Annotated in this window: 17 protein-coding genes; 10 read left to right on the top strand and 7 right to left on the bottom strand. The window is 70.1% G+C overall.

The features are described 5' to 3' along the window. Window positions 1-166 precede the first annotated feature (166 nt). A complete protein-coding gene (locus tag H5V44_RS07555; protein WP_185192496.1) occupies window positions 167-1,303 on the bottom strand; it encodes a bactofilin family protein in 1,137 nt (378 codons plus the stop codon). Window positions 1,304-1,413: 110 nt separating this feature from the next. Here H5V44_RS07555 and H5V44_RS07550 point away from each other — a divergent pair, with 110 nt between their 5' ends. Further along, window positions 1,414-2,391: an aldo/keto reductase gene (locus tag H5V44_RS07550; RefSeq protein WP_185192495.1), complete on the top strand. Its 978-nt coding sequence runs from the start codon at window positions 1,414-1,416 to the stop codon at window positions 2,389-2,391. A gap of 35 nt (window positions 2,392-2,426) precedes the next feature. On the opposite strand, the gene H5V44_RS07545 is transcribed toward H5V44_RS07550, so the two are convergent. Continuing rightward, a complete protein-coding gene (locus tag H5V44_RS07545; protein WP_185192494.1) occupies window positions 2,427-3,659 on the bottom strand; it encodes an MFS transporter in 1,233 nt (410 codons plus the stop codon). Between the two features lie 94 nt (window positions 3,660-3,753). On the opposite strand from H5V44_RS07545, the gene H5V44_RS07540 reads away from it, so the two are divergent. Further along, window positions 3,754-5,064: a DUF7405 family protein gene (locus tag H5V44_RS07540; RefSeq protein WP_185192493.1), complete on the top strand. Its 1,311-nt coding sequence runs from the start codon at window positions 3,754-3,756 to the stop codon at window positions 5,062-5,064. A 24-nt stretch (window positions 5,065-5,088) separates the two neighbouring features. On the opposite strand, the gene H5V44_RS07535 is transcribed toward H5V44_RS07540, so the two are convergent. Then, window positions 5,089-5,760: a DsbA family protein gene (locus tag H5V44_RS07535; protein WP_185192492.1), complete on the bottom strand. Its 672-nt coding sequence runs from the start codon at window positions 5,758-5,760 to the stop codon at window positions 5,089-5,091. 135 nt (window positions 5,761-5,895) lie between these two features. Here H5V44_RS07535 and H5V44_RS07530 point away from each other — a divergent pair, with 135 nt between their 5' ends. The 4 genes from H5V44_RS07530 to H5V44_RS07515 all read left to right on the top strand — a co-directional run bounded on the left by H5V44_RS07530 (window position 5,896) and on the right by H5V44_RS07515 (window position 7,642). After that, complete coding sequence (locus H5V44_RS07530) at window positions 5,896-6,084, top strand: DUF1918 domain-containing protein (protein WP_185192491.1); 189 nt, start codon at window positions 5,896-5,898, stop codon at window positions 6,082-6,084. 35 nt (window positions 6,085-6,119) lie between these two features. Further along, entirely contained in the window at window positions 6,120-6,572 is a 453-nt protein-coding gene (locus tag H5V44_RS07525; RefSeq protein ID WP_185192490.1) for an RNA-binding protein, read from the top strand. Window positions 6,573-6,730: 158 nt separating this feature from the next. Then, complete coding sequence (locus H5V44_RS07520; RefSeq protein WP_185192489.1) at window positions 6,731-7,327, top strand: response regulator transcription factor; 597 nt, start codon at window positions 6,731-6,733, stop codon at window positions 7,325-7,327. Between the two features lie 171 nt (window positions 7,328-7,498). Then, a complete protein-coding gene (locus H5V44_RS07515; protein WP_185192488.1) occupies window positions 7,499-7,642 on the top strand; it encodes a DUF7503 family protein in 144 nt (47 codons plus the stop codon). A 5-nt stretch (window positions 7,643-7,647) separates the two neighbouring features. On the opposite strand, the gene H5V44_RS07510 is transcribed toward H5V44_RS07515, so the two are convergent. The 4 genes from H5V44_RS07510 to H5V44_RS07495 all read right to left on the bottom strand — a co-directional run bounded on the left by H5V44_RS07510 (window position 7,648) and on the right by H5V44_RS07495 (window position 12,464). Beyond that, window positions 7,648-9,846 (bottom strand): hypothetical protein, encoded by a 2,199-nt coding sequence (locus tag H5V44_RS07510; RefSeq protein ID WP_185192487.1) that lies wholly within the window; start codon window positions 9,844-9,846, stop codon window positions 7,648-7,650. 56 nt (window positions 9,847-9,902) lie between these two features. Further along, window positions 9,903-10,658 carry a DUF7504 family protein gene (locus H5V44_RS07505; RefSeq protein ID WP_185192486.1) on the bottom strand — a complete coding sequence of 252 codons (756 nt, stop codon included), beginning with the start codon at window positions 10,656-10,658 and terminating at the stop codon, window positions 9,903-9,905. A 142-nt stretch (window positions 10,659-10,800) separates the two neighbouring features. Further along, window positions 10,801-11,979, bottom strand: coding sequence for a pyridoxal phosphate-dependent aminotransferase (locus H5V44_RS07500; RefSeq protein WP_185192485.1), 1,179 nt, complete (start codon window positions 11,977-11,979; stop codon window positions 10,801-10,803). Next, window positions 11,976-12,464: an Lrp/AsnC family transcriptional regulator gene (locus H5V44_RS07495; protein ID WP_185192484.1), complete on the bottom strand. Its 489-nt coding sequence runs from the start codon at window positions 12,462-12,464 to the stop codon at window positions 11,976-11,978. Before H5V44_RS07495 ends, H5V44_RS07500 begins: the two co-directional genes overlap by 4 nt. A gap of 150 nt (window positions 12,465-12,614) precedes the next feature. Between H5V44_RS07495 and H5V44_RS07490 the strand changes: the two genes are divergently transcribed. From H5V44_RS07490 to H5V44_RS07475, 4 genes are read left to right on the top strand one after another with little or no spacing between them, the layout of a single operon-like run. Then, window positions 12,615-14,426 carry a DUF7408 domain-containing protein gene (locus tag H5V44_RS07490; RefSeq protein ID WP_185192483.1) on the top strand — a complete coding sequence of 604 codons (1,812 nt, stop codon included), beginning with the start codon at window positions 12,615-12,617 and terminating at the stop codon, window positions 14,424-14,426. Then, window positions 14,426-16,783 (top strand): VWA domain-containing protein, encoded by a 2,358-nt coding sequence (locus tag H5V44_RS07485; RefSeq protein ID WP_185192482.1) that lies wholly within the window; start codon window positions 14,426-14,428, stop codon window positions 16,781-16,783. Before H5V44_RS07490 ends, H5V44_RS07485 begins: the two co-directional genes overlap by 1 nt. Further along, on the top strand, window positions 16,780-17,145 hold the full coding sequence (locus H5V44_RS07480) for a hypothetical protein (protein ID WP_185192481.1): 366 nt from the start codon (window positions 16,780-16,782) through the stop codon (window positions 17,143-17,145). The genes H5V44_RS07485 and H5V44_RS07480 overlap by 4 nt, the downstream gene beginning before the upstream one ends. Continuing rightward, window positions 17,129-18,262 carry a DUF7502 family protein gene (locus H5V44_RS07475; RefSeq protein WP_185192480.1) on the top strand — a complete coding sequence of 378 codons (1,134 nt, stop codon included), beginning with the start codon at window positions 17,129-17,131 and terminating at the stop codon, window positions 18,260-18,262. The genes H5V44_RS07480 and H5V44_RS07475 overlap by 17 nt, the downstream gene beginning before the upstream one ends. The last annotated feature ends 27 nt before the right edge of the window (window positions 18,263-18,289 follow it).

Here is an 18,289-nt window from a genome sequence, read left to right as displayed (position 1 = left end):
GCCGCCCGTAAAGAAGGTACGGCACGCCGCGGACGACGAGGGTGGCGGTCGCCGTGGCGAACAGTCGGCACTCCCCGGTCCCGCGCCGACGTGCCGAACAGCCGCGGCCCGACGCGGGGTGACCCCCTACGACATACGGCGGGTGGCCCCCCGATCCGTGATAAAGTTACTCCGCAAGGGTCGCTTGGTCGGCACCCACGTCTTCGGCGTCCGCTCCGTCGTCGGCCCCGCGGAGTTCGTAGAGTGCGGCTGCGAGTGCCCCGAGACCGAGGAGGAGCACCGCAAACTGGGCCAGCCCGCCGACGATGGGGATCCGTCCCAAGACGGCGACGGCGGCCACGCCCGCCACGAGCGCGGCCCACCGGTTGCGGTAGTCCCCGAGCGACAGCAGCCAGGTTCCGGTCACGAACGCGCCGTACACCGACGCCGCGAGCAGGACGGCGCCGAAAACCAGGACCCCCACGAACGACAGGGGGATCCCAACGATCGTCACGAACAGGATCAAGAGTGCGACCGGCGTTCCGACGAGCGTGAGGAGCCCGATTCCGCCGCTCCGGAGCGGCCGCGTCGTCCCGACCTCGGCGACGCGGCCGCCGAAGTTCGGCATCGCGAGAAGCAGGATCACGCCCAAAAGCAGGCTCGACAGCGCGGAGTAGACCGCGCCCACCCACGGCGGGATCGACGGCAGGTCCGGGCCGGAGCCGCCGCCGAACGCGCCGGGGCTCGCGACTTCGAGATCCTCGTCGCGAGTCACCTCGCCCGAGATGGCGGCGCCGTCGGCGATTGTCGCGTCCTCGGACCGGTAGGTCAGCGACCCGTCGACGGTGGCTGTCGGGGTGACCGTGAGGGTGGTCGCGTCGACGGCGGCGTCACTGCCGACCGATCCCGCGAGTCTGGCGTTCGCGACGCCCGCGTCGAGGGCCCCGCCGATCGTCGCTCCCTCACGGAACTCCAGCGCCGCGGCCGAGACGACGATGTCGCCGTCGACGGTGCCTTCGAGGATGACGCTGCCGGCGGCGGCTTCGAGGTCGCCGGTCACCCGGCCCGTCTCGGTGACGAGGACCGACCCGGCTCTGGCGGAGACGTCGCCGTCGACCGTTCCGGCGACGACGACCGCGCCCGCGGTGGCGTCCAGCGAGCCGTCGAACGTCTCGTTCTCGTCGATCCGGACGACCGCGCCCGAAGTCTCGGACGCAGGGCCATCCGTGCCGGACTGCTGTGCGACCGCGACCGTTGGGAGGCCGCCGAGGACCACGAGAACCGCGAGGAGGGCGACGACCACCCGGCGTTGCTGGCGTGGCATCGTTGATCGCTGGGAGGGACCGATCATCCGGGGGTTACGTGGCCGTCCGGATTAATTCCCCGGGGTCACCTGCCGGGTGGCTTTTTGTCAGTTCGCCGTATCCGGGAGGTATGGAGTACACGACCCTCGGCGACACCGGCACGACGGTCTCGAAGGTCTGTCTCGGCTGTATGAGCTTCGGGGACCCCGACTGGCGGGAGTGGGTGCTCGGCCCGGAGGCCGGCCAGGAGCTGATCGACCGCGCGATCGAACTCGGCGTGAACTTCTTCGACACCGCCAACCTGTACTCGCTCGGCGGGTCCGAGCGGGTGCTCGGGGACGCCCTCGCGGAGTACGACCGTGACAAGTTCGTGGTGGCGTCGAAAGTGTTCCACCCGATGGACGAGGAGGACCCCAACTCCCAGGGGCTCTCCCGGAAAGCCGTCGAACAGGAACTCGACAACTCCCTGGATCGACTCGGGATGGACACGCTCGATCTCCTCCAGATCCACCGGTGGGATTACGACACGCCGATCGAGCGGACGATGCGAACCCTCGACGCCGCCGTCGACCGTGGAAAGACGCGGTATCTGGGCGCCTCATCGATGTGGGCCCACCAGTTCGCGGAGGCCCAGCATATCGCCGACCGCGAGGGGCTGACGCCCTTTTCGACGATGCAGAACCACTACAACCTCCTGTATCGGGAGGAGGAACGCGAGATGCTGCCGCTGTGCGACGAACAGAACGTCGGCGTCATTCCGTGGTCGCCGCTGGCGCGCGGTCGCCTCGCGCGCCCCCACGAGGAGGCGCAGGCGACGACGCGGGGCGAGACCGACCAGCACGCCATCAGACACCCGTATCTCGAAGGCGGCGGCCCCGACGTCAACGAGCGAGTGGAGGAACTCGCCGCCGAGAAGGGCGTGAAGATGGCACAGATCGGGCTGGCGTGGCTCTTCGAGAAGGAGATCGTCGACGCACCCATCGTCGGCACCACGAGCGTCGAGCACCTCGAAGACGCCGTCGAAGCCCTCTCGATCGACCTCTCGGACTCGGAGGTCGAGTACTTGGAGGAGCCCTACCGACCGGTACGGGTGGCCGGGCACGAGTAGCCCCGGCCCGCTCGACCCCGCCCGCCGGAGCCGACTCACTCCGCCGGCCGGGCCGACGCGTGACCCGTTCCGTCCGGACCGCCGGAGAGCCGCCACACCGCCCGCGCGGCAAGCACCGCGATCGCGACCTCCGAGAGGCCGACGGCGAGGAACGCCGCGAGGTAGCCAGCCGTCGACGTGGCGAGGCCGCCGATCAGAAAGCCCGCGAGGAAGCCGAGGCTACCGAAGACGTTGAACCCCCCGAGCGCCGCGCCGCGGGTCTCGGTCGTCGCGACGTCGGTGACGAGCGCCATCGTCGCGGGCGCGACCAAGGCGCCGAGCATCCCGACCACGACCATCGCCGCGACCGCGAGCCACAGCGCGGGTGCCACCCCCACGGCGACGATCCCGAGGCCGTAGCAGACCGAGCCCGCGACGACCGGAACCGCGCGGCCGATCCGGTCCGACAGCATCCCGGCGGGGTACTGCAACAGCGCGAACGGCACGAAGAAGGCCGCAAGCGCCAGCCCCGCCCCCGCGGCGTCGAGCCCGAAGGTGGTCCGGAAGTAGAAGACGCCGACCAGCGCGAAAAAGCCCGCCGTCATCCGGTCGATGAACCCGAAGGCGTAGGGCACGGCGAGCACCGGCTGTCGGCGCAGCCCCCGGAGCGCGTCGCCGGGGTGGAGCCGGTCGCTGCCGAGTTCGTCCTCCGGCACCGTCAGGAACAGCACCCCGACCGCGGCGAGGGTCGCCGCCGCAGCGTACAGCGGGTACAGCGGGTCGGCGTCGGCCAGCCGACCGCCGATCACCGATCCAAGCGCCGCCCCGAGTCCGATCGCGATGCCTGCGGCGCCCATGTTCCGGCCGTTGCCGCCCGCGAGGTCCGCAAGGGCGGTGATCGACAGCGAGAACGCCCCGATGGTGGCGGCGCCGCCGACGACCCGGACGACGAGGACGGCGGCAAAGGGGAGCCCGAGCGTCGGCGCGGCGGCCAACACCAGGTAGCCGGCCGCGCCGCCGAACGCCCCGCCCGCGGCCAGCGGCATCCGGCGGCCGAGGGCGTCGCTGGCGGCGCCCCACACGCTCGCGAACGCCACGAACGCCGCGAACTCCGCGACCAGGAACCACATCCCCGCGGCTACGGTGGCCTCGCCGCCGAGCGCGACGACGACGTCCTCGATCCCGGGGTAGAGAAACACCTGCGAGAGCAGGACGCACCACACGCCGACAGCCAGCCGGAGCCGTGTCCCGCGGCGAGTCACGGGCGCGTGTTGTGGCTCCTGGCGCATAGCCGCGTCGTTTCGTCCGGCGCAGGATCCGGCCACGGCAGCGACGCGAGGGGGCGAACGGAACCCACTTTACCGTCTGTGCCCACGGGCCGATATGGACGACGGCGGAGCCGACACCTCGCGCCGGGACGTGCTGAAGGCCGCGGTCGCGGCCGGCGGCGCGTCGGCGCTGTCCGCGTGTCTCGAATTCGCCGAGGACGAGGATCCGGTTCCGACGGGGCCCGACGACCGCTCGTCGCTGCCGGCGCGACAGCACGCCTGGAACGACCGCGTTCGCACCGACGATCACGGCAACACGCTGCTGCCCCGGCACCAGGTGCTGCTGTACCTCTCGCTTTCGGAGTCGGGCCCGCCCGGGGAGTCCGACCGGCGGGCGGTCGAGGGCGTCCTCCGGACGCTTGATCGTGCCTACGAGCGGAGCCACGACGGACTGCTGTTCTCGATCGCGTACTCGCCGCGGTATTTCGATCGGTACGAGGCGTCGCTGCCGGCGTCGATCGACCTCCCGGAGCCGCAGGCGTTGTCGCCGTTCGAGTCGCCCGAGTTCGACCGGCAGGATGCGCTGTTGCACCTTGCGTCCGACCGCGCCGAGGTCGTACTGGCGGCGGAGGCGGGGCTCACCGGTGCGGAAGCGACGGTCAACGGCGTGGCGATGGAGCACACGCTCATCGACACCCTGGAAGTCGTGGACCGCCGAACCGGCTTCGTCGGCGCGGGGATGCCCGCCGAACGGCAGGACGGCCTCGAGGGGATCCCCTCGTCGAACCCTGTGCCCGAGGCGTCGCCGCTGTTTATGGGGTTTATCGCCGGCTTCCGGCAGAACCAGGCCTCCGAGGACTACGTCACGCTCGCCGACGGCCCCTTCGCGGGCGGCACCACCAAACACGTCTCGAACCTCCGGATGCGGCTCGAGGACTGGTACGGCGAGCAGTCCTACGACGACCGGGTCGCGGAACTGTTCTCGCCGGTCCACGCCGAGCAGGGGTTGGTGGAAGGCGTCGGCGAGAACCTCGGCGACGACAACGGGGTGACGCCGGAGATCGTCGACTCGATCCGCGAGCACGCCCGGGAGTTCGCCCGCGTCGGCCACGCCCAGAAGGCCGCCCGCGCCAACCGCGACGACGAGGGGCGGGTCCGGACACTGCGCCGACACTTCGAGTCGACCGACGACGACGAGGCGAGCCTCCACTTCCCGAGCCTCCAGCGGAAGATGACGACGTTCGAGGAGGTCCGGCGGGCGATGAACGGCACTGACCTTGCCGACGAGCCCGCGATCCGCCAGCGGGTGAACAACGGCATCCTGGAGTACATCTTCGTGAAGCGGCGGGGGAACTTCCTCGTCCCGCCGCGGTCGCTGCGCGCGCTCCCGACGCCGGACGGGCGGGTGCCGGGGCTAGAGCGATAACGGATCAGTTCGGACCGGCGCCGGTCAGCCGGCGTCTTCGAGTTCGCTCCGGATCGCCACGTCGACCGTCCCCCACTCGTAGCCGCGGAGTCCCTCGCCGTTCACGAAGATCGCCGGCGTTCCGGGCACCTCGCGGGCTCTCCCCTCCTGTCTGTCGGCCTCGACGACCGACCGGTAGGGCTCCTGTTCGGCCGCCGCGGCGACGGTGCAGCCGTCGACGCCGAGGCCGTCCGCGACCTCGCGGACGACCTGGTAGCCCTCCTCGGGGAGCCGGCTCTGGTCGTCGAAGACGCCCTTCGCGAACGCGAAGAACGTCTCTGCGTCCGTCCGATCCTGGACCGCGCGGGCGGCGGAGGCGGCGCGCCAGGACCACTGCTCGTCGACCGGGATCGGGAAGTCGAAGAAGCGGTAGCGGATCTCGCCGGGGTCGATGTACTTCGATTTGATCTCGGGGTAGGTTTCCTGCGTGAACGTCTGGCAGTGCGGACAGGCGTAGTCCTCGAAGACGTCGACCGTCACCGGGGCGTCCGTGGGGCCGAGCGTCGGCCGCGGGAGCGACGACACGGTATCGAGAGACCCGACGTCGCAGCCGTCGGGGAGCGCGCTGGCGGACCCGCCGCCGAGACAGCCGGCCGTCGCTCCGACCGCGGCGGCGCCGCCGACCGCGGCGAGGTAGGACCGTCGCGTGGTGGGCATACCTGCGGCAACGGCGCGGACGCTTATATACTATCGGGCAGCGGGATCGCCGGTCGCAGGCACCACGAACCCGGGGTGACGGCCGTCACCGTGGTGAATCAGTCGACTTTTTACCGCCGCGCGTCGCCTTCGAGTATGGAGTTCGAAGAGGACGACACCGTGGTACTGCACGACAAACACAGCGAGTTCGACGGCCAGGCGGGGACGATCACGCAGGTGGTCGAGACGATGTTCGGCGACGCCACATACACGATCAGCTTCGAGGACGGCCAGGAAGTCGGGATCGCGGCCGACCAGCTCGAACCCGCCGAGGCCGAGGAGTAGACGGAGTTTTCCCGTCGGCGGTGCGAACGTGAGCTATGCCTTCGATTCCGTTTCACTACGTCGACCTGCGGACCTTCTGTTACGAGACCGAGCAGGTCACGCGGGTCGAACGCGCCCTCCGAACGTTCCTCCCCGAGGAGTTCGAGGTGACGCGAGCCGAGAGCGAGGGCCACCACGGCGACCGGATCGTCGTCCTCTCGGCGCGGGTGGAGAACGCCGACGGCGTGCGGCACGTTCTCTCGAAACTGGCGGAACTCCCCGAGTTCGACCGGCTGCTCGGGGAACTCGACGACCGCGTCACCGACAACACCGAACTGTTCCTGCGGCTGAACAAACAGGCCGCCTTCCGCGGGACGGTTCGGCGCGGCGACGGGATCACCCTGCGGGCGAAGGTAGAAGCGTATCCCGCGACAAAGGAGGCCGCCGTCGAGAACGCCCGCGAGGCGCTCGGCCACGCGGAAGCGCTGGATTCCGGCGACGATGAATGACCGTGGACGGGGAGCCGTCGGCGCGCGGCGTCGAGACCACGGGTCAGCGGGCACTCCGGCGTTTCACCCCCCCGGCGCGCGACCACAAGAGGTATTTTCATAAACCCACGCGGAAAACGAGGTCACATACGGTGGCGTGAGGCCACCACGACCAACCTATGAGTGCTGAACCGCCGCTGGTGCTCGTCGTCGAGGACGAACGGGACCTGGCCGACCTGTACGCGACGTGGCTGAGAGGCGAGTACCGCGTCCGCGTGGCCTACGACGGCCGCGAGGCCATCGAGAAGTTCGACAGCGAGGTCGATGTCGCGCTGCTCGACCGGCGGATGCCCGACCTCTCCGGCGACGAGACGCTGGAGGCGATCCGCGAGAAGGGGGGCGACTGTTGGGTCGCGATGGTCACCGCGGTGGAACCCGACTTCGACATCGTGGCGATGGGGTTCGACGACTACCTTGTCAAGCCCGTCACCCGGGAAGCACTCGCAGGCACTGTCGAAAACCTCCTTCTCCGCAGCACCTACGACGAGGGGATCCAGGAGCTGTTCTCGCTGGCCTCCAAGAAGGCGCTGCTTGAATCGGAGAAGGATCCGGCTACCCTTGCGGCCAACGAGGAGTACCAGCGGCTCTCCGAGCGGGTCGCCGAACTCAGAGCCGAACTCGACGAGACCCTGGCGAACTTCGACGACGGTCACGACATCGAGGCGATGTACCGCGACCTCGGCGACGCGTTCGACGACGAGTCGGATCCGGGATAACACGTAGTCGCGGACCCCCGTCGATACGGTATTCAACCGTTCTCCACGCCCGAGAGCATCGCTCGACGCTACCCGTCTTTTTGTATTAGAATTGAACACTAAATTAATATAGTATCATATCAGAAAATGTCAGAAAAATTTAATTTAAATCCGCCGTATGTATCTGATGTCATGTCCGAAAATGACACCAACGCTGTCGCAGAATACCTCGCCAACCACCCCCGCGCGATGGGCGTCCTGTTCACCGCCCTGCTCCTGCTCTCGCAGGCCGGCTCCGCCGCTGCCGGGAACAATGTCGGGATCTCCGGCCCCTGAACCGGTCAGAACGAATCGAGATCCAGCGTATCGCTCCACTGAAGCTTTCCGTCGACGACAACCGGGTTGTTCTCCAGTGAGAGGAAATCCTCCAGCTCCGACTCCGTCAACTCGAACGTGTCGGCCGTTCCTGGGGTAAGGTAGTACGGTCGATCGCCCGGAAGAACTGGGCTCACGATGCTTCCGAGGTCGAACTCGACAACCGGGTACGTCGTGTAATCCACCTTATAAACGTCGCCATCGTTCCTGATCTCACACAGGTTCGGGAGCGCCCCTTGTGCTTGTGTCACGTGGTAGCTCCCGTCGCCGACCACGATGTAGTCGCTCCCGACGTAGGAGTCGCGGCCGGCGATCTCCAGCGAGGGCCGGATCGGGAAGCCGTAGTTCAACAACCGCGCGAGGCTTCGCCCGATGTCGATCGCACCGTCGTTGACGACGTCGCTCAGGGTGACGATCCCCGCGATCGCCCCCTGCTCTATGAGCTCCATCCCCTGCTCGTAGGACTGACACGCGTTGAGGAGGAAGGAGTCGACGCCGACCTCCTTGAGGGTCCCGACGTCGAGTGCGCCGTCGGGGCACTGGAACCCCTCGTCGTCGATGTGGCCGATGTAGTGGAGGAACTCGGTGTCTGCTTTCAGCACCTCCCGGAGGGAGGCGGCGGGGAGTTCGTAGTAGGTTCGGACGTCGAACGGCAGCGACTCCCGGGAGCCGTACACCGCCTCGACCGCGTCCTGCTCGGCGGCCATCCGCGGGTCGTTACAGACGACGGTGATACTGATGTCGCCCTCGACCGGCTCCCGTGACAGCCGGTTGCGGTACGCGGCCGTCGAGGCTTTGCTCGCACCGATCGGGACGCCCGGCCCGGCCCAGGCCTGTTCGAGCGCGTCGGTCTCGGGCGGTTGGACGTAAGTCCGTGTCCCTCCGGACTGCCGAGGTTGGACGCTCGTACTCCGCGTGAACGGCTCGGCGTCCGCCCCCGCTCGGGGGGTTGCGGTCGGATCCGGCGACGACGACGGCCGGCGGAGGAACCCCTCGACGGCGTCGGCCTGAACCGCGGATCCGGTCGTCGGCGCCGTCGTCTGGGTGGTTACGACCGCCAGGTCGTTGGCGAGGAAGGGGAGGAGTTCCACGTTCGACGCCGACGGCGCGACGTGAGCGCCCAGTTTCCACTTCGGGGCGTTCGCCTCGATCGCCCCGTACGGGACCTCCAGGTACGATTCGAGCTGGGCCCCGGTCGACCGGCCGTAGAGGTCGGGGAAGTCGAGGTCGACGTCCGCGGCGAGATCGGATTCCAGCGCGGTCCGCTCGTGGAGGTCGACCTGGTAGTAACCCTCGGTCCGGGTGAGACAATCCAGGAGGAACGTCCGTTTGAGCAGTCGTTCCACGCCGGTCTCGAAGTCGCGGCCGACGCCCAGTTCGTGGGTGAACCCCTCGTCGGTGACGAGACGGGCCGTCTCGCCGGGAACGACCGTCGCGCCGAGGTAGTACGCAAGCGGCGCGACGGTGTAGACGTGCCGCCGCGTCTCCGGCAGTTCGATCGTCACGCCCGTCTCGGGGGACGAAAGGCCCGCGGGAGCCTCGAACGCGTCGCCGCGATCGAGGAGCGGCGGGTGCCCGCGAAGCGTCGGGTACGAGCGCTCGACGCTCGTCGTCTTCAGCGCCGAGCCCAGCAACGAGACCGCACGCATCGCGTCCCGCGGCCGGTCGGTGGTCGTGATCGTCGCCGCGGGCCGTTTGTGGTGGGAGCGTGCGCCGACAGTCACGTCGGTCTCGGAATCGAATTCGATCCGGGTCCGCGTCGCGTTGGAGACGACCCGGAACGGGGCGTCGACCCGCAGGTACAGCTTGATCGGCGCGAACAGTTCCACGCTGTAGCGTCCCGCGCCGAACGACTGCTCGTCGAAGTGTTCGGTCCGGGCCAGCAGGTCGCCGTCGTCGTTCCGGATGCACACCGAGACGACCGTTTCGAGATCCAGCCTGTCGGTTCGGACCGCCGCCGCCGCGTCGGCGGGGAACCGGAAGCGGCCGGGGTCGGCGTCGCCGATCTCGACCGGGTCGGGCGTCGAGAGCACGACCTGGCTGCGTTCGATCGGGTCCGATACGACGAGGCCGCCCGCCTCCGCGTGGGCGAACTCGATTTCCAGATGGCGCCCGTCGTCGGAGAGACCCCCGTTTGACCCCGCCTGATCGGCGATCCGTTGCATCGTGTGAGCCTTTCACTCACGCCGGATAAAAAGGTGCTGGGGGTGTTCCCGTCGGGTCACGCGGTCCCGTCGATCGGGAGCCACTCCGAAGTGACCGCGGCGTCCCGGAAGTGCCAGCGGTGGATCGGCTCGCTTCCGTCGAGGTCAAGCTCGACGACCGCGTCGAAAAGCGGCGCCAGCCGTCGGACGGCCGCCGAGTCCACCGGCCGGGACAATCGGACGTGGCCCATCCCGTTGGCGGCCCGGATCTGATGGGTGAACAGGTGGAGAAACCGGAACACCGTCTCGGGGGAGTACGCCGACAGGAGGGGGTTCACGCAATCGAACGCCACCCGGAGCTCCGCCGGGTCGAGTCCGCCAGCGACGTCGTCGAACCACCCGATCGCGCCGCAGACGGCGACGCCGAGGTCCGCGATCGACCCGTCGACGGTCTCGACGGCGCGGTCGTATCCGCCCCCGTCGGACGGCAGGGCCGCCGAACCGGGCCCCGCCCCGGAACCGCTTTGACTCTCCGCGACCCCGGCCGACGACCTGGCGGACGCGACCTGACACCTGAACACCCGGGTCCACTCCGGGGTCCAGCGGTCGACGGCGGCGAGTCGCGCGTCGGGGCTCCGCCCCTGCTCGACGAGTAGCCGGCGTCGATCGGCCCCCTCACCGAGCATCCCGGCCGACAACCGCGAGTAGATGGACCCCGGAACCGCGCCGGCGACCAGAAGCGCACTCCCGTCGGATTTGAGCTCCTCGAGGGCGGTCGCAACCCCCACGGTGGTGCCGACGGCTTCGTCGTCGACGCCGTCTCCACGCGTCATTCGTTCGTACCCAGGACCGAATCCAGTAATAGGTTCTGCTTCTCCTGTGACATTACAGCCGGTGGCTTCCGAGAGACCCGGAGGGTTCCGGCGAGCGAGCGGTTCCGGCGGCGGCGCGGGCCCCACTCGGTCGGCGGCCGCGTCAGTCGGCCCGGAGGAACGATTCGATCCGGTCGAGTGCGGTCTTCAGTTCGGGCATCCCCGAGGCGTACGAGACCCTGAGGTGGCCGCCGCCGCCCTCTCCGAACACCCGGCCGGGGACCAAGGCGACCCGCTCCTCGCGGATCAGCGCCTCGGCGAACGCCTCGTCGTCCTCCCACCCGGGCGGGCACTCCGGGAAGACGTAGAAGGCGCCTTTCGCCTCGAAGCAGTCCATTCCGATGTCGTTGAACCGGGAGATCACGAAGTTTCGGCGGCGGTTGAACGCCTGCCGCATCTCCGCGATGGCGTCGTCACAGCTCTCTAAGGCTTCGATCGCGGCGTACTGGGCGGTCGTCGGCGCCGACAGCATCGTGTACTGGTGGATCCGGTTCATCGCTCCGATCACGTTCGGCGGCCCCAGCGCGTAGCCCAGCCGCATCCCGGTCATCGCGTAGGCCTTCGAGAAGCCGTTGAACACGACGGTGCGGTCGGCCATCTCGGGCAGCGTCGCGATCGACACGTGGTCGTCCTCGTATCTGAGCGCCGCGTAGATCTCGTCTGAGAGCACGAAGATGTCGTGTTCGCGGGCGAACTCGGCGACCTCCCGGAGTTGCTTTCGCGTCATCACCGCGCCGGTCGGGTTGTTCGGGTAACAGAGCACGAGCACCGACGCCGACGCCGCGCCGGCGCGGTCGAGGTCCTCGTAGGTGAGCGCGAACTCGTTTTCCAGCCGGGTGCCGACCGGGAGGACCTCCCCGCCGGCGAAAGAGACCGTCGGGCCGTAGGAGAGATACGACGGCTGCGGGACCGCGACCGTGTCGCCGGGGTCCACCAGCGCCCGCATCGCGAGGTCGACCGCCTCGCTGGCGCCGGTGCTCACGAGGATCTCCTCGTCGGGGTCGTAGGAGAGATCGTACCGCCGGACGTGCTCGCCGATCGCCTCCCGGAGGTCGCGGCGCCCGCGGTTGGCGGTGTAGGAGGTCCGGCCGCGCTCCAAGGAATCGATCGCGGCGCTGCGGGCGGCCCACGGCGCCGAGAAGTCGGGCTCGCCGACGCCCAGCGAGATCAGGTCGTCCATCTCCTCGGCCAGCTCGAAGAACCGCCGGATTCCGGAGGGTGGCGTCTCCCGGGCCCGCCGGGACAGCGGGCTCGACTCCCCGTCGGATTCCCTGGCCGTCATGGCGAGATGGCGAGGCGATCGTCGTCGTCGCCGTCGCCGAAGTAGACGCCGCGTTCCTTGTAGGTCGTCATCACGAAGTGGGTCACCGTCTGGGTGACCTCCGGGATCGGAGCGATCTGCTCGGAGACGAACCGCGAGACGTCGTGCATCGACTCGCCCTCGACGTCGACCGCGAAGTCGAAGCTCCCGGAGACCAAGCGGAGCGACGAGACCTCGGGGAACTTCGCGATCCGAGTGGCGATGTCGCGGTACTTCGTCTCCCGGTCGAGTTCGACGTTCAGCTCGACCTCCGCCCGGACGTGGGACTCGTCGACCTCATCCCAGTCGACGACCGCCTGGTAGCCGCGGATCGCTCCCTCCGACTCCAGCTCGTCTACCAGCGCCTCGACCGTTGCTGCGTCGGTGCCGAGCTGCCGCGCAATGTCCTCGGTGCTCTCGCGAGCGTCACTCAGCAACAGGTCGAGCAGTTCCCGCTTCGCTTCCATACCGGACCGAAGTGTGCCCCGTTGAAATGGTTTGCTCTCCGGGAGAGACGGAGTGAGCGGGGCCGCGGCGTGCTGCACGCGAGCGATGTCGGGGGTCGCAACGGGGCCAGTGGGAAAGGTCCAATACCCCGGGGCGCACCCTCCCCAACGATGGCCCTCTCGGACGTCTTCCTCTCCCCGCTCGGCCTCGCGGCCCTGGTGGCGGCGCTCCCCGTCATCGTCCTCTATCTGATCCGGCCGGATCCCCGCCGACTACGGCTGCCCACGACCCGGTTCCTGATCGACGCGGAGGGGACGTCGTCGTCGCGGCCGCTGTTCGAGCGGCTGAAACGGAACGTGATCCTCCTGCTGCAGTTGCTCGCGATCCTGCTTTTCGCGGTCGCGCTGGCGGCGCCGTACGTCCCGGCCACCCAGTCGGAGACCGTCGAGGAGACCGTCGTGGTCGTCGACGCCACGGCGAGTATGACCGTCGAGTCCGGCGGCGCGACGCGGTTCGAGCGCGCCGTCGACGCCGCCGGCGGGGTGGTCACGTCGACCACCTCCGTCGTGGTCGCCGACGCGGGGGCGTCGGTGCCGCTCCGGGCCGGGACCGCCGCGGACGCCGCGGGGACGCTCGGCCGCCTCCGCCCGACCGGCGCACCCGGCAGCCTCCGGACCGCGATCACGCGGGCGACGAGCCTCGCCGGCGAGAACGCCCGGGTGGTCGTCCTCAGCGACTTCGCCGGCGGCAGCGACTGGCGGGGCGCGGTGCAGGCGGCGGAGGCGCGGGGCCTCACGGTCGATCTCCGGCAGTTCGACGGCGGCGGCGCCGACAACGTCGGGATCGTCGACCGGCGCTTCGCCGGGGCGGAGGTCACGGTCTCGGTGCAGAACTTCGGGCGCGAGGCCGCGACCCGCCAGGTGTCGCTGGGCGGGGAGTCCGAACGGGTGGCACTGGCGCCGGGGGACGTCCGGAGCGTTACGCTCCCCGTACCGCCCGACGGCGGCGAGGTCAGGCTGTCGCCGCGGGACTCGTTCCGAACCGACGACGTGGCGTACGTGGCCGCGCCCGCCGACGCGACGGTCGACGTGCTCGTTGTCTCGAACGACCGGAACCGGTATCTGGAGACCGCGCTGTCGGTCATAGACCCGGTGGAGACCACGGTGGTCGCGCCGCCCGAGCCGGTGCCGGCCCCGCCGGAGGACGCCTACGACGTGGTGCTGTACACCGGGGTCGACGAAGGCGAGATCCGCGAGGAACACGTCGCTGCGGGTCGGGCGGCGCTTTCCGCCGGCGGCGGCGTCGGGATCCAGGCGGGCGAGTCGATGCCGGTCGGAGCCTACGGCGATCTGCTCTTGGTCGACCCCGCCGCCGTCGCCTCGAACCCGACGCTCGGGAGCCCCGCCGAATCGGAACTCACCCGCGACCTCTCGTTCCCGCCGCCGGAGCGGTACGTCAGGGGGCAACTCCGCTCGGGGCGGGCGCTCGTCTCGACGACCGGCGGGACCCCGATCGTCGCAACCGACGCCCGAAACGGCGGCCGGATCCTCTACTACGGCTACGTCGAGTCGGCGTCGACGTTCAAGTACGACTTCGAGTACCCCATCTTCTGGAAGCGGAGCGTGTTCGCGCTTGCGGGCCGGGAGTCGCTGCCGCGGTTGAACCTCGCGACCGGCGACCGGCTCCCGATCGACGGCGAGGCCACGGTGCGGACGCCCCGCGGCGAGGTGACGGCGGCGTCGCTGACCGCGTCGGAGCCGGGGTTCTACACCGTCGATGGGGTTCGGTACAGCGCGTCGCTGCTCAGCCCGGCCGAATCCGACGTTGCCGCGCCCGACGTCGAGGAGTCCACGGACGGCGGGGCGACGACCAGACGGGAGCAGCGGCGGGGGCCGGAGCCGCTGACCGAGTTCGTCGCGCTCGGCGTGATCGCGGCGGCGTTGGGGGAACTGCTCGCGCTCCGCAGGCGGGGTGATCTCTGATGGTCGCGGTCGAACTCACCGAGACGCTGTCCGTGGGACTGTCGCGGCCGGCGTTCCTGCTGGTGTTCCCGGCGGCCGCGGCCGCGGTGTGGGCGCTGCTCTACCGCGGGGCGTCGGGGACGGCCTCGCCGCGGTCCCGGAAGTGGCTGTTCGCCGTTCGCCTCCTGATCGTCGCCCTCGTAGTGCTCTCGGCGGCGGGGCCCTACACCGTCCAGCCCCGCCAGACCGCGGGCGACCCGAGCGTCACGCTGCTCGTCGACCAATCGGACAGTACGGCGGTCACGCCCGATCTCGCCGACCGGCTCTCCGAGGACATCGAGGCCGAGGGCGTGGCGGTCCGCCGGGTGCCGGTGGGCGCAAACGACTCCTCGCCGGTCGGCGACGCGGTCGCGGCCAACCTCAAGGAGAACGGGAGCATCGTCCTTCTCAGCGACGGCCGGGTGACCGAAGGCCAGTCGCTCGGGGAGGCCGCGGACCTCGCGCGGGCGGTCAACGCCTCGGTCTCGGTGGTGTCGCCCGAACCCCGGACCACCGAGCGGTACGTGACGGTCGCCGGGCCCGAGAAAGCGAGCCTCGGCGTCGAAAACCGGTTCGCAGCGAGGGTCGACGGCGTCGGCGGGAACGTCTCGACGACGCTTACGGTCAGCGTCGACGGCGAGCAGGTCGTGGAACGATCGTTCGAGACAGCGCCCACGACAGTCGAGTTCAACCACACCTTCGAGACCAACGGCACCCACACGGTGACAGCCGAGATCGACGCACTCGATCGGTTCTCCGAGAACGACGTCTTCAGAAAGACCGTCCGCGTGGTCGAACGGCCGAAGCTCCTGTACGTCTCCTCGGGCGAGTACCCGTTCCGCGAGTACCTCGGCGACCTCTACGACGTCGACACGGCCGAGGCGGTGCCTGCGGATCTCTCGCCGTACTACGCGGTGGTGGTCCAGGACACGCCGGCCGACTCGGTCGGGGACGTCGACCGGCTCCAGGAGTTCGTGATCGACGGCGGCGGGCTGTTCGTCGTCGGCGGCCCCAACTCCTTCGAGCGCGGCGGCTATCGGGGGTCGAACCTCGCGTCGATGCTCCCGGTGACAGTCGGGGAGGGCCAGCGCAGCGCCACCAACATCGTCCTGGTGGTCGACGTCTCGGGCAGTGCCGAGGATGGGATGCGGATCCAGAAGGCCGCGGCGCTGTCGGTGCTTGAGCAGCTCGGCGACGAGAACGAGGTCGGGCTGGTCGGGTTCAACTTCCAAGCCTACCGGGTCTCCGAGGTCGAACCGCTCTCGGAGAACCGGCAGGAACTCGAGGACAAGATCCGCCGGCTCCGCGCGGGCGGCGCGACCGACATCGCCGCCGGCGTCCGCGGCGGCGGTGAGCTCCTCGGCGACCGCCGCGGGTCGATCATCGTCGTGAGCGACGGCGGCGACAGCCCCGACGAGGCCGCCGCGGCCGCGGCCCGGCTCTCCGAGCGCGGCGTCCGGGTGATCACCGTCGGCGCGGGCGAGCGGATCAACGAGCGGACCCTTCGGACGGTCGCCGGCGCGGGCGGCGGGAGCTACTTCCGGGCGACCGACACGACGCGGCTGGGGATCCTGTTCGGCGGCGCCGGCGCCGCCGGCGGCTCCGGACTCGTCGTTCTCGATCGGCGCTCCTTCGTCACCTCGGGGGTGACGCTCACCGCCTCGCCGGGGTCGTTCAACGACGTGTCGGTCCGGCGGGGCGCGAACTACCTGGTCGCGGGCGGCGACGGGCGTCCCGCCCTGGCGACCTGGCGGTACGGCCTCGGCCGGGTCGCGACGCTCACCGCCCACGGCGAGGACGGCACCCTCGACGGGTTGCTGCGGGAGCCGGACTCCCTGCTTCTGACCCGGACCACAAACTACGTCGTCGGCGACCCCGAGCGGAAGGCCACCGGGATCGTCGGTATCCCCGACACCCGCGTGGGCGAGCCGACGACGGTGACGTACCGCGGGGCCGACCGGCCGGCCGTCGACGACCCCGCGTTCCGGCGGGTGGGCGAGGAGACGTTCCGGGCGAGCGTCACGCCCGCCGAGCCGGGGTACTACGAGGTGCTGGGCGCGGCGTACGCCGCGAACTACCCCCGGGAGTACGCCGCCTTCGGGCCGGCACCGGAGCTGGACACCCTGATCGAGGAAACCGGCGGCCGCGAGTTCACCGCGGCGCAGGGCCGCCGAATCGCCCGCTTTGCGGCCCAGGAAGCCAGCGGGGTGCGTCCGGTCGAGACCGACTGGACGTGGCTCCCCCTCCTCTTGGGGCTCGTCGTCTTCACTGCGGAAGTGAGCTATCGGCGGCTTCAAGTCCGTCGCCGGAGTACCACGCCCGACGGAGGCCTCCAGTGACGTTCGTCGGCCGACCCCTGAATCTCGTGGTCGTTGTCGCCGTGCTGGTCCTCGCGGCGGGGACCGTGGGAGCGACGGTGCTGTACAACTCAGGCGTCTCGGAGGTCGAAGACCAGAACGAACAGCTCAGGGCGCAGAACGAACAGCTCCGGGAGGATCTCGCGTCGGCGCGGGAACGGGTTCAGACTCTCCAGAAGCGGGTCGGCTCGTTACAACGGCGGTTGGCGGCCCGAAACGAGACCCTGACCGAGGTCCGCGCGGAGCGCGACGCCGCACAGTCGGACCTCCGGGCGGTCTGCGAGCAGGTGCGCGGGGAGAACGCCAGCCTCCCCGAGGAGTGTGCGAATGTCGGATCCGAGTGACGGCCGCGGCGACGAGGACCCCGTCGAGTGGCTGGAGGGGATCGAGTGGTCCCAGGACCCCCCGGACGACGGGATCGGCGAGGCCGGCGAGGCGACGGATACGGAGTCGGCCGCGACGGGGACGACGGACGTCGACTCCGGCGCGAACCTGGACAGTGGGGCGGCGGAAACGACGGACACGGGGACGGATCCGGATTCGCGGGCGGCCCCTTCCGTCGCCGACGCCGAGGCCGCCACGACTGACCGGATCGCGGCGGCACTGGCGGAGGTGCGAAGCGAGGTCCGGAAGGCGGCTCTGGTCCACGCCGCGGTCGAGGGGGCGTTGCTCGCTGTGGTCGCGACGCTTCTGCTGTCGCTTGCGACGCCCGCGGTGCTGTCGGGGACGCTGCCGCTGCCGGCGCTCGCCTTCGAGGTGCTCCGGGGCCTCCCGGTGATCGGCCCGGTCGCGCCCCGGACTGTCGGCGTCGCTTCGCTCGCGGCCGCCGGCGTCGGCGCCGCCGGGTTCGCGGGGGCGTACCTCCTCCGGCTCCGCCGACCGCTGATCGAGCAGTTCGAGGCGGCCAACCCCGCCGTCCGGGAGGCGCTGCGGACCGCCCGCGACGCGGTCGACGGCGGCAACGACACCGAGATGGCACGGCGGCTCTACGGCGACGTGATCGCGACCCTCCAAGAGACCTCGACCCTGGAACTCGTCGACGCGCGGCGGCTGACGGTCACGGTCGTCCTCGTGGCGCTGGTCGCGATCGCGAGCGTCCAGGTCGCGGTGATCGACCCCGACCTCGGGGGCATCCTCGCCGGCGGGAGCGATCCCGAAGCCGACATCGAGCAGCCCGACGACGACGAACTGCAGGACGGCGACGAGATCCTGGGCGACGCCGAGGACGTCGAGGCCGGCGACGAGGTCCGGAACATCACCGTGCCCGGCACCGGCGAGGGCGACGGGGAGGGGTCGGTCGCGCCGGGCGGGGGGACCGGCGCCGGCGGCGGCAGCGGCGGGTTCGACAGCCAGCAGGCCGGCTTCGCCGGCAACGAGCGGATCGAGGACGCCGAACTCGTCCGGGAGTACAACCTCCGGATCAGGGAGTTCGACGACGATGGAACCGACGACGCGGCGTGATCACACTCAGATTATGAACGGCTCACA

The sequence above is a fragment of the Halobellus ruber genome (assembly GCF_014212355.1).
In the GTDB taxonomy this organism is placed as follows: Archaea; Halobacteriota; Halobacteria; order Halobacteriales; family Haloferacaceae; genus Haloquadratum; species Haloquadratum rubrum.
The sequence above is the reverse complement of the archived record's forward strand: the minus strand, read 5'-3'. Positions and strand labels throughout refer to the sequence as shown.